At 38.9% G+C, this 12,244-nt stretch carries 7 protein-coding genes; 2 read left to right on the forward strand and 5 right to left on the reverse strand.

The features are described from left to right. Positions 1-62: 62 nt before the first annotated feature. Entirely contained in the window at positions 63-452 is a 390-nt protein-coding gene (locus FFO06_RS12235) for a hypothetical protein (protein WP_201275452.1), read from the reverse strand. 683 nt (positions 453-1,135) lie between these two features. Between FFO06_RS12235 and FFO06_RS12240 the strand changes: the two genes are divergently transcribed. Beyond that, complete coding sequence (locus FFO06_RS12240; RefSeq protein ID WP_137908291.1) at positions 1,136-2,488, forward strand: PT domain-containing protein; 1,353 nt, start codon at positions 1,136-1,138, stop codon at positions 2,486-2,488. A 108-nt stretch (positions 2,489-2,596) separates the two neighbouring features. On the opposite strand, the gene FFO06_RS12245 is transcribed toward FFO06_RS12240, so the two are convergent. The 3 genes from FFO06_RS12245 to opgC form a co-directional block, all read right to left on the reverse strand. After that, positions 2,597-3,985, reverse strand: coding sequence for a DUF3131 domain-containing protein (locus tag FFO06_RS12245; protein ID WP_137908332.1), 1,389 nt, complete (start codon positions 3,983-3,985; stop codon positions 2,597-2,599). Between the two features lie 224 nt (positions 3,986-4,209). Then, positions 4,210-5,517 carry a DUF3131 domain-containing protein gene (locus FFO06_RS12250; RefSeq protein ID WP_137908292.1) on the reverse strand — a complete coding sequence of 436 codons (1,308 nt, stop codon included), beginning with the start codon at positions 5,515-5,517 and terminating at the stop codon, positions 4,210-4,212. Positions 5,518-5,519: 2 nt separating this feature from the next. Then, the gene (gene opgC / locus FFO06_RS12255; protein WP_137908293.1) at positions 5,520-6,668 is read right to left on the reverse strand and encodes an OpgC domain-containing protein; all 1,149 of its coding nucleotides are present in this window, start codon (positions 6,666-6,668) and stop codon (positions 5,520-5,522) included. Between the two features lie 503 nt (positions 6,669-7,171). Between opgC and FFO06_RS12260 the strand changes: the two genes are divergently transcribed. Further along, complete coding sequence (locus FFO06_RS12260; RefSeq protein WP_137908294.1) at positions 7,172-10,945, forward strand: response regulator; 3,774 nt, start codon at positions 7,172-7,174, stop codon at positions 10,943-10,945. A 140-nt stretch (positions 10,946-11,085) separates the two neighbouring features. Here FFO06_RS12260 and aroF read toward each other — a convergent pair whose 3' ends face one another. Beyond that, positions 11,086-12,135: a 3-deoxy-7-phosphoheptulonate synthase gene (gene aroF, locus FFO06_RS12265; protein ID WP_137908295.1), complete on the reverse strand. Its 1,050-nt coding sequence runs from the start codon at positions 12,133-12,135 to the stop codon at positions 11,086-11,088. Positions 12,136-12,244: the final 109 nt, after the last annotated feature.

Genomic DNA, 12,244 nt, shown 5'->3' on the forward strand with positions numbered 1-12,244 from the left:
TCACACCACCCCCCTTTTAATGATATGTATTCTCATTAAGCTTATTTCTCTTTAATTGATCGTTAGTTATTATGTACTACTATCTCTGCTTTTTTGATCTGTGACAGTTCAGGGTGCGGAATGTGGGATTCAATGGAACGGTTATTCTTTTGAAACTTTGGATATCCTTTCTTTCCAGGAGTTTTAGCTTGACAATTATCAAAAAATCTTTTAATTGCGAATGCGGCTCTTTCGGCTGCTGCTTGTCTAGCCATAGAATTTAATTTATCCGCAAAATCAAATTCATTAGCCAAAACAGCAGTATATTTGTTTAAGTCGTAAGGTTTCACACCTTGATTGTCCATCCAAAACCGTAGACACTTATTCCGAATGAATTGGGTTATTCGTATACCTTCGTTAATATTTTGAAACTGTTGTTTCGTGCCTTTGGCTTTAAATTCTAAAACAATCATAAGAATACCCGGCAAGTGGGAAACTCAGTGGCTTTAGCCCTGAGAGGGAAACGGCACGAGCGGTTTTAACCGCTGTGAATCTTAAAATTGAAACCAGATTTTTGATTGGAATCTGGAAACCAACTCCCTTGCGGGGTAATGTTAGCTTCGACCTGTTATAAGAGCTTGTTAGGCTGGCAACACTGTTTCTGTTACCTTAAAACTGTTTAATTGCCAGCGACAGAGCAGGGAACTAGCTACGCATTCCAGGGTGTCGTGACTCAAATAACGGCTACCATGAGAGTAAACTCAGGGTGGTCTGGTCAGTACGGCTTGCTTGATTACTCTTGCAAGCCCAGTCCCTTTAGGGCTGGGTTACTGACGGTATTTTTCCTTTTCGACTTGATACCAATTTAATCTAACTTAGGGAATTAGTAAACCCTAATTAACAAAAATCAAACTACACTCTGCATGATTAAGTTATACTTAATATCACTTAGAGTCTGTTTAATTTTTGTCTCGCCTTATATCCCCGTCTTATGAAGAACGGGGTATTACGGCGATTTTTGATAAATTGGCAAAGGTATTAATATGAGGTATTAATATGAAAATATTCATTCTCTTCCCTTACGTAACTGTTTTGTAAGATGTTACTCTCAGTGAACTTGCTACAACGAATACTATATTTATTTTTTCCAATAAGTATGATCACTAGTTCCGGTATTAAGTCTGTATCTGCTGCTCCTATTCAACTAGATGAAAATTGGGGTTCAGTCTCACTTGTGATAGAACCCGTTCCTGTGGTTGATAATGTACCAAATTCACGCCAAAATAACGGGGATATTACAGAAACAGATTCCTCTATTTTTTTCCCACTACATAAAAACTTGAACTCATTTCCAGAATTAACCGCACAAATTACAAATTTTGGTATTTTAGAAAACTTAAACATAGTTTTTGACAGCAGCTTTCTTCCTCAGAATTTGCAGTCAATACCAATATTAATTGCTGCACCTGAAAACTTCAATCCTCAGCTAAGGTTAACTTCCCAACAAGTATCTCCTCCGCAAAGACAACCAACTCCTACAGTACAACCAACTTCACAACCAACTCCTACAGTACAATCAACTTCACAACCAACTCCTACTACACCTGTGCAGCCAGCGTTTGTTTTGGAAAGTATCCAAACAGGGTTTCGTACGGACATGAATAGTTCCCAGCAGAAGAATCAAATTATTGAACCAGTCTTTCAATTCCGGTTATTCAATGGAGAGAAAATTAAATTGAAAACTGCCTTTAATAAGTTGAGTCAAACGAAATTTACATCTCTTACTAATATTCCCCTTCAGTTCGGATGGGAAGGCAAAACAGGTAAATATACTCTAAAATTAGGAGCAGGAATTGATCTATTTAATCGCTTACCAATGGCTCTCAATTTCAATGCTCAGATAGATAGACCAATTGCTGTTAAACTCAATCCAGATTATAGCCTCAAGTCAGGTTTATTTTTATCAGCAGTCGTAGAACAAGGTCTTTATAAAACTAGTGTGAAAACACTGGAAAATCAAATTACAGCTATACGCTCTGGTTTCAATACTTTTTGGCAAATTGACCCTAATACTAGCTTTTTTGGCTCCTATCGTGTGGGTTTATATAATGATGGTAATTTTGAGCAACAGATTTTTAATCGCTTGGAACATAAGTGGGGTGAATTTTGGTTTGCTGGTAATGTTTTCGCTTGGAAGTATACAAGCGATCGCCAAGAAAGTAGTGGCTATTTTTCTCCAGAATCTTCTCTAGTTTATAACGGTGAAATCGGATGGGGAAAAAACATTTTTCCTTTTTTAAATTGTCGCTTAAATACCACCTTGGGAAGACAAAGAGTTAATGGTAGTAAAAGTGGAGGTACTGGCTATCAAACTCGCTGTACAGTCAAAATATCACCAAATATAGCTTTAGATTTAGGTTATAGTTTAGGTAAGTCTCACAATCTCATGACTGGGGAAAGTCTGTATAATAATCAGACATTAACAGGCCAATTACAGATAAAATTTTGACCTGTTTTTTTACTGACAACCCAAGATTTTAAAAGTTTAAAAAAGTAAAAGCAGGGAAATCGAAATCATAAATTATCGAATTTCACAGCATCAAAATAAACTTTTACTTTACTCTTTTATTCCAGCCCAAACCGTGAGAGGTTTACCAACTTTTTTATACAGCAAGCTTTCTAAAATTACACCATTATTATTGGCAGTAAGAGCTTTATTTGGCTGATTTAAAGACTCATAAAACCCGTTGTACCAACCTTGATCAGATTTGAGTTGAGTTTGCACAAAATTAAATAATTTGTCTGTGTAAGCAGTATTATAAAGGACGTGCCAACCTACGGCGGCTTTAGCACTGAGAAAACGTAGATCATCATATTTTTTCCCTGTTGCTGTGATGGTTGCCCAAGGTTCTCCATTCACAAATAAGCTACTATAAACAAAGTAAGGAGCGCGATCTAAATTATCTTCCGTGACAGCAGTTAAAAATTTAGTTGTTTGATAACGAGCTTCTTGAGCGGCTAAAATTCGGTCTGAGAATGCTTTAGGTAAAGCTTGAAATCCGGTTTCAATGCCATCTAAAATATAAGGTTCGCTGAGAACATAATTATTTGCACCTGAATTTTGATAATCCCGTCGATCATAAGGAACACCCTGCCCGTAGAGGTCTACAAAGTCTGTATTGGATGTATAATCTAAGGCTTTTTTGACATCTAAACCCCAGAGTTTTAACCCATAAGCTCCGTAATTTTCATAACCTAAACGCCCTTCCTGGGTATACTGTTCTTGACCAGCAATAACAGAAGTACCGTACATTTGCCCGTTTTTAACCAAGCGCTTAATTTGCCAATGTTTCCAGACAGCTTCCGTTGGCGATCGCATTTTGGGATATTTTGTACCAACAATATTCAGCCATATAGCTAAACGTCCTAAATCCAAAGCAGACCAACCAATTTCTTCTCGTTTATCTAATTGACCATAATTTACAGGTATCAATGTTTTTGAATTATAGACTTTATTCGGTAATTCTCCTTTATACAAAGGCATAGACGCTAGAGTTTTTAACATCTGACTCATTTTGCTCTCAAACTCTTCTACGGTAATGATATTAAGTTCTTTAGCACTGACCAAAGCAGCCATAGCAGCGGCTTGGTCCCACATAGTAACAGAGGGAAAATTATTTACAGAATTAACTAAACCAGTTTGATCGTTCCAATTACGTTGGAAGTATAACCAAGCTTGACGCGCCATTGCAGTTTCCTCTGTAGTTAATGTCCCACTTCCTGGCGCAATATAGGGTCTTTTGGCGGTTGTCAATTCCGCAGCGGCAATGGGTTTACCTGCTACAATTGTTAATTTAGTATTCAGCTTGCTAATATTATCAGTATTTATAGTTAAATACTTTGACAAAGAATTGAAACCTATAATTGCAATTACAGCGGTTATAACTCCGCCAAAGGTAGCAAGAAAAGATAGTTTTTTTGATGGTGGCTCAAAATCAGAATTCATCATGGAATTGGTAATTGGTAATTGGTAATTTGTAATATAATTGAAAGTTTTTTCTTGTCTAGTTTTTTTAAGTCAGGACTTACGCAAAATATCTCTCCCTAAGCCCCCATTTCTGTTCCTTGTTCCCTGTTCCCTGTTCCCTGTTCCCTGTTCCCTGTTCCCTGCCCTCACAGGCAACTTTTATGGCTACGCCACGCAGGCTATCAGCAAGCCCTATCCGATGATTAGGGTTGTTTTTCTTTAGCCCAAACTGTCAAGGGTTTGCCCACACGACGATATAGTATTGCTTCTAACACTATACCGTTAGTATTCACAGTCAAAGCTCGATTTGGTTCTTGAGTTTCCTCATAAAAACCTGCAAAAACGCCACGAGTTGGGTCAGCCAGCCAGCGCATACCCTTATAAAGTCTTTCTGTATAGGGAGTTTGAAACAGCATATTCCAGCCTATTGCGGCTTTAACACTACTACCCCGATAAACAAAAGCATCTTTACCAGATGAGTCTATACTTTTCCAAGGTTGACCATTGACAAAAATACAATTGTAGACAAACCAAGGCTCCCGATCTAAATTATCCTCAGACCAAGCGGTGAGTTGATTGGTAGCTTGATAGCGACGTTGTTGAACTTGGAGTAACTTGGCTGCATATTCCGCAGGTAAAGCCTGAAAACCACTTTCCAACCCATCCAAAATATAGGGTTCACTAGTGACATAATTATGATAGGTGCTGCGTTTATCCGCTGGTAGTTCCACACCCATAACATTGACAAACTGAGTTTCGGCTTTGGTATCGAGTGCTTTGGGGGCTACAATCCCAATTTTTTGTAATCTATAGGCTGCATATTGTTCATAACCTAGCCGTCCTTCTTGGTTCCAGGTTTCTTTACCATTTTTAATACTTGTCCCCATTAGCTGTCCATTCTTGAGTAACCGCTTTAACTGCCAACGAGCCGTGACGGCTTTACTGGCCGCAGCGTGTTTAGGGTATCGAGTTTCGATGATATCTAGCCATTGCACTAGTCGTGCTAAATCAATGGCCGAAAACCCAATTTCTTCAGGTTCTGCCAACTTGCCGTAGTTAACCGGGATTAAAGTTTTCGCGTTATAGGCTTTGTTTGGTAACTCATTCCGGTACAAAGGTATTTTGGCTAAGGTGGCCAATATTTCCTCTATCCATTTATCAAATTCTGCTGGCTTGAGCAAGCCTAATTCCCGTGCTGCCACCATACCAGCTAACTGACTACCCACGTCCCACATTGTTGTACTGGGAAAGTCCGCAGCAGAAGAAACTAAACCCGTGGATAACCGATTTTTCTCGAAATAGCGCCAAGCTGTACGGGCTAATTGTATATCTTCTGCATTCAGCCGATTTTGACCAACGGAAGTCACTGGAATTGGGAGAATGTTAGTCTCACGCCATTGTATTCCTTTATGCAATCCAAAACCAACTAAAGCGATCGCCGCAGCGATAATAGTTTGTTTTAATAAACTAGGTTGGATCGGAGTAGGATTGATAGTTGTATCTTGTGTCATGGTTAGCGGGGGATAATATTAAACAACACTTCTTTTTTCACCAGCCACCAGAAGCAGCCCACAGCTACAGCCTGAGCAATAGTAGTGACTATGGGATTACCATCAACTAAAGCCGGAATTAAAAACCAAATCACTGTGACTGGAACGTGAACAATATAGACGTACAAGGAGTTTTGACCCAAACTAATCAACAGTTTCCCCAGAATTTTATGCAACGGTTGCCAAAATGTATCCACAATCATGTACAGCAAAGGGAAGAAACCGATGTGATTAATTAAACGTAAAAAACCCACCCGACTGCGGTCTGTCCATGCTAACCAAGCAACTCTATCTGAGAATTTGGCTGGCCAAACACCAAGCTGAATATCATAATGTGCGGTTATAATTGAGCCAATGACGATTAATACTAAGCATAAGACTAGGGGGATTTTCGGTATTTTTCCCCATAATTGTTGTAGTTTTTGACGATAATAACCTGCTAATACCCCATGCACGTATAAAATTTGCCAACCAGCTAAGGCAAAGTAAGGATGTTCTCTGTCTAAAGGATGGAAACTCAAGGCATAAGGATGTAATTGTTGGATACTCCAAAATGTCCAGGAAATAGCCAAAACAGGCAACCAAAAGCCCTTCCTTAACATCCAGAAAATGGCGGGGGAAAACAGCAACAGCAATACATACAGTTGCAAAATGTCAATGACAGGTGGTGCTAAATGGAATGTAGCTGCCGCTAGTAAGATTTGCCACCAAGTCCCAGGCGCAAAATCAAAGGCAGGACGGGTCCAACCGGGGGCAATTATACTTAATAAACCCAGGACAGACATTAAAATGAGACTGGTGAGATAAAGTTTTCCAGAACGCTCTAACAGTTTTTTCATGGCTTCAGAAAAGCCAACTTTATTGATACGCCCCAATGTCACCATTCCTAATACTAGCCCAGAGAGAAATACGAATCCTTCGGCCGCACTGGCGTAAATATGTCCCCTGTTGATAGCACTGAAATAAGAAGAACTTTCTAAATGATTGAATACCATGGAAACAATGGCAATGCCCCGGAGAAAATCAATCCTTAGATCTCGGTTTCCGTAGAGCGTGGGATCATAGCGCCAGGATACAGGAGGATTGTTTGTTGTAATTGTATTGTTATGCACAGTATATGGTTACTTTCGGTTATTTAACTACTTGGTTCTAGAACAGAAACTAGATATTTCTTTGTAGGGTTTAAACTCTTCTCTGTAATGGAGTACGTGAGGCATTGAGTTTATTCAGAGGGGCAATTTCCCCGCCCCACACTTTTCCTGGAGTCCTGACTTGGTTTACAAGGCTGAACATATACCGATAATCTTAGGCATACCTACTCAGTCTAAATCATAATGTATTTTAGGATCAGAGTTGAAAATTTTTCTTAATATTCAGCACTTTTGCTATTTTGCCTATAATATAATACCCAGAAGCAAGAAATAAAGTATAAAAATCCTGAATTTTCTTGATCTGCTTGCAGCAGCGCTTCGCTATCAGTAGGTAAGTGGTGAATAAGTAAAATAACGCATCAGCCAAATTTACGTAGATATTGTTAGACATTTTGGTGTTTTTACGTCTACATACTCAAAATAGCCAAAATCACAACACTTTTAACTAGGGGTAAATTTTAAATATGAAAGCATTATTACGCAATGACGAAGCTGGAAGAATTGAAGCACTTTTACAGTACAGAATTCTTGATACTCAGTCCGAACGGGAGTTTGATGATATTACCCGTTTAGCTTCTTTTATTTGTGCAACTCCCATGGCCGTAATGACCTTAGTTGATACAGACCGCCAATGGTTTAAATCTAAAATTGGGCTAGAAGCATCAGAAACACCCCGTAGTATTGGTTTTTGCAATCATGCTATCCAGCAACCAGATCCCATGATCATTCCCGATGCTACTTTAGATCCAAGATTTGTGAATAACCCTTTGGTGACATCAGATCCCAATATCCGTTTTTATGCGGGCATACCCCTAATTAATGATGAAGGTTATGGCTTAGGAGCGCTGTGTGTTCTCGATGACATACCAAGAGAACTCGCACCACAACAGATAGAGGCATTAAATATTTTAGGTCGCCAAGTCATGCAACAATTAGAATGGCGGCGTAATTTAGATAGTTTGCTTCTCTCAACGGTATTAGATACAGTTAATGCTTTAGTGATAGTTCTTAACCCAGAAGGGGAAATTATTGGATTTAATCGAGCTTGTGAAGAAACCACGGGTTATTCTTACAATGAAGTTAGAAATCAATGCTTTTGGAACGTATTTACAGAACCGAAACGCCGTCGAACGGCACAATCTATTTTTGAAAAAATTAAATCAAGTAAAGGGTTAAAAGAATATGAAAACTATTGGCGCATAAAAGACGGAAATCTGCGGCTAATTAATTGGTCAAATAGAACGGTTTCAAATGAAAATGGTGAAATTGAATTTATTGTTTGTACCGGCATAGATATCACTGAACGCAAACAAGCTGAAGAGTCTCTAAAACGGCAATTAGCAGCAGTAGAAGCGACCAGTGATGGCATTAGTATTGTTGATAAACAGGGTAATTATCTTTATCTCAATAGCTCTTACGTGAATATATTTGGCTATAGTCATGCCACGGAATTGCTAGGAAAAAATTGGCAACAAGTTTATGAACAAGAGCAGGTTAAATTGTTTGAAAAAAAGATATTTCCTGAACTAATGAAACAAGGTTACTGGCATGGAGAAACAATTGCTCAGAGAAAAGATAGCAGTAACTTTGCCGCAGAAATGTCTCTGACAAAGTTGAAAGATGGAGGATTCATTTGTGTAGGCCGTGATATCAGTAAACGCAAAGAAGCCGAGGAAGAACTAAAATACTTCAACTTGCGATCGCAATTATTAGCTGATATTACTTTAAAAATTCGCGGTTCTTTGCAGATAGATGATATTCTGCAAACGAGTGTTACAGAAGTACAAAAACTGTTGAAAACTGACCGTGTAGTAATTCTAGAGTTGTTGGCCGATGGCTCTTTAACAGCGCGGAAAGAAGCATTAATTCCCGGTATTCCAGTTGTTATGGGGACAAATATTGTTGAGCCTTGCTTGACAAAAAATTACATCGAGAAATATACTCAAGGATGGATTGGTGTGATTAATGATATTGAGAAAGCTAACATTCGGTCTTGTCACGTCGAACTATTACAAAAGTTTAATGTCAAAGCTAACCTGGTTGTTCCTATTTTTCTCAAAGATGAATTTTGGGGTTTACTAATTGCTCATCATTGCACCCAACCCCGTCAATGGACTAACTGGGAAACAGAATTTCTCAAGTCTTTATCTGATCAAATAGGTATTGCTTTAGCTCAAGCTAAATTGCTGCAAGCGGAAATTCTGCAAAGACGAGAACTGGAAATTGCTCGTCATCAAGCTGAGTTAGCATCTCTGTCCAAAAGTAGTTTTTTAGCGAATATGAGTCATGAAATTCGCACCCCCATGAATGGCATTTTGGGCATGACTGGTTTATTATTAGAAACTCCTCTCAACCCAGAACAAAAAGATTTTTTAGAAATAGTTCGCGTGAGTGGGGATGCTCTTTTATCTCTGATTAACGAGATTTTAGACTTATCCAAACTTGAAGCTGGAGAAATGATCATCGAAAGCATAGATTTCGATCTTTGTAATTGTCTGGAAGAAGTGCTAGATTTATTAGCTCCTCAAGCACATCAAAAGGGACTAGAAATTGCCACACTGGTACAACAGAATGTCTATAAATATCTGACGGGAGATGTTGGCCGCTTACGACAAATTATCATGAATTTAATTGGTAATGCTATTAAATTTACCAAAGAAGGAGAGGTATTATTAGAAGTAGAATTGAAGTCAGAAACTCAGGATCTAGTCATTCTCAACTTTACTATTATAGATACAGGAATTGGTATTAGTCTTCAAGATCAAAACAAACTTTTTCAAGCATTTAGCCAAGTTGATGCTTCTATTACCCGTCAATATGGTGGCACAGGTTTGGGATTGGCAATTTGTCAACAATTGGTAAGTTTAATGGGTGGAAAAATTGGCGTAAAAAGTCAGATGGGTAAAGGATCTCAGTTTTGGTTTGAGCTACCTTTTATGAAGCAAAACCAGCCTTCTTGTCAGATTTTGGAGCTTGATATATTGACTAACAAGCGGTTGTTGGTAATAGATGACAATGGCACTAACCGGAGAATTATTTATCATCAAGCTACTCATTGGGGAATGTTGGTAGATGAAGCGGCTTGTGCAAATACTGGTCTTGCAGCTTTACAAAAGGCTGCTACCGAAAATCACCCCTATGATATTGTTCTCATTGATATGCAAATGCCAGTGATAGATGGTCTAACGCTGGGATCACAAATTAAGGCTAATTCTGCCATTAGCAATATTCCTTTAGTTCTATTGACTTCTAGTAATCAAAAGGATGAATCGAAAAAAGCAATCAACATAGGATTTATTAGTTATTTAGTTAAACCAATAAAGCCTTCTCGCTTGCTAGATACTATCATGGATATTTTAGGAAACCAAGCAAAATTAGATAATTTCCAATCTTCTAAAATTGAGCAATCTTCTATAACTGTGTTGGATGAAAAGATACCTGATTCGACAAAATCAAAGTTAAAATTGCTCGTAGCAGAAGATAATCCAGTTAATCAAAAAGTTATCCTCAAGCAACTCCACAGTTTAGGCTATAAAGCTGATATCGTTGCCAATGGCCAAGAAGTTTTGGAAATGTTGGATAACATTGCCTATGATTTAATTTTGATGGACTGTCAAATGCCAATTCTCGATGGTTTAAAAACTACAAAAGTAATTCGTTCTCGGCCAATAAGTTCATTTGTTAATCACCGACAACCTATAGTTATTGCTATTACTGCTAATGCTATGAAGGAGGATCAACAGAGTTGTTTAGATGCTGGTATGGATGACTATTTTAGCAAACCAATTACTAAGGATAAATTAGCAACATTATTAGAGCTTTGGAGTTCCAGAATTATGGCAGGACGACTAGTGACTATTCCTGACCCTGAGCCAGCAGTTTTAATAACAAATAATCCGTTAACAGATTTACCAATTGATTGGGAACATCTACATCAAATCTCAGACAATGATCCAGAATTTGAGTTAGAAATATTAAAAGTTTTTGTGGAAGATAGCCTATTTCATGTAGAGGGAATTAAAGCCGCAATTACCGTTAATGACTTTCCTCAACTGGCCAGGGAAGCTCATCATCTTAAAGGTTCTAGTGGTAATGTTGGTGCTACAGCCATGCGGAAAATTGCAGAAGAACTAGAACAACTTAGTCGCAAACAGAGTTTTGTCGGTGCTTATGAATTGGTACTAGGATTAGTTGATTTTATAAACAAGATTCAAGCATTTTTAATTAAGGCTTGCTGAAATAGTGCTGAAATAGTGCTGAAATAAGTGCTGAAAAAGTTTTTTCGTTCCCTGACAAGGTTATCCATGAAGTCAAGTTGACCGTGGTAGAGACGTTCCATGGAACGTCTTTACATAGAGCCGACTCTTGTTAGCATCCTTTAGCTTTTTTGGTTCGGCCAACGACCGACCGCTTGACCAATTACCGCCAATTCTGACATTAATTGATCAAAAGCGTCCGGTGTTAAAGATTGGGGTCCATCGGATAACGCTTTGGCTGGGTTGGGGTGAACTTCAATCATAAGCGCGTCCGTACCCGCAGCGATCGCCGCCATGGCCATAGCAGGGACAAATTCGGACCAACCCACACCATGACTAGGATCAATCATAATTGGTAAATGGGTGAGTTTCCGCAACACCGGCACAACCGATAAATCTAGAGTATTGCGGGTATATTGACGGTCAAAAGTTCTAATTCCCCGTTCACACAAAATTACATGAGGATTACCCGCTGCTAAAATATACTCAGCCGCCATTAACCAATCCTCAATGGTTGCAGCCATACCGCGTTTTAACAGCACGGGTTTAGGTTGCGCTCCCACTTTTTTGAGCATGGAGAAATTCTGCATATTTCTCGCCCCCACCTGAATCACATCTGCGACTTGGCCAATTTTCTCCAAATCTTCCGTATCCATAACCTCGGTAATAATCCCCAAACCGCTAACTTTCCGGGCTGTAGCTAACAATTCCAAAGCGCTTTCACCATGACCTTGAAAAGCATAGGGTGACGTGCGGGGTTTATAGGCTCCACCTCGCAAAAACTTAGCCCCCGCAGCCTTTACCCGCAGCGCCGTTTCCACAATCATCTCCTCATTTTCCACCGAACACGGTCCAGCCACAACCACCAAAGGATGATGTTCACCAAACACCACATCTCCTTGAGGAGTATTTACCACCACCTCAGAAGCTTCTCCATGACGGAATTGACGACTAGCCCGTTTATAGGGTACTTCCACTCGTAATACTTGTTCAATCCATTGACTCAATTCTTGAATACGGGGGGGGTCTAAATCAGCGGTTTCCCCAACTAAAGCAATGACCACCTTATGTTGACCAATAATTTTTTCTGGAGTTAGTCCCCAGCTAGATAATTCTGTAGTAATGCGATTTATTTCTTCCTGGGGGGAACCAACCTTCATGACAATAATCATTTACGAGTTCCTTTTTTAGTAAATTTTTGATTAACTAACTTGAGATTAACAAGCAAAACCTATGAAAAAAAGCGTTACCCGCAAAGGATAATGGGTGATAATGTATACA

Source organism: Dolichospermum planctonicum, assembly GCF_005402965.1.
Lineage (GTDB): Bacteria > Cyanobacteriota > Cyanobacteriia > Cyanobacteriales > Nostocaceae > Dolichospermum > Dolichospermum planctonicum.

Excerpts from the sequence above, each read along its gene's own strand:
- FFO06_RS12260 (WP_137908294.1), top strand. The coding sequence starts at position 7,172 with ATGAAAGCATTATTACGCAATGACGAAGCTGGAAGAATTGAAGCACTT.
- FFO06_RS12240 (WP_137908291.1), top strand. The coding sequence starts at position 1,136 with ATGATCACTAGTTCCGGTATTAAGTCTGTATCTGCTGCTCCTATTCAA.
- FFO06_RS12235 (WP_201275452.1), bottom strand. The coding sequence starts at position 452 with ATGATTGTTTTAGAATTTAAAGCCAAAGGCACGAAACAACAGTTTCAA.
- FFO06_RS12250 (WP_137908292.1), bottom strand. The coding sequence starts at position 5,517 with ATGACACAAGATACAACTATCAATCCTACTCCGATCCAACCTAGTTTA.
- FFO06_RS12245 (WP_137908332.1), bottom strand. The coding sequence starts at position 3,985 with ATGAATTCTGATTTTGAGCCACCATCAAAAAAACTATCTTTTCTTGCT.
- aroF (WP_137908295.1), bottom strand. The coding sequence starts at position 12,135 with ATGATTATTGTCATGAAGGTTGGTTCCCCCCAGGAAGAAATAAATCGC.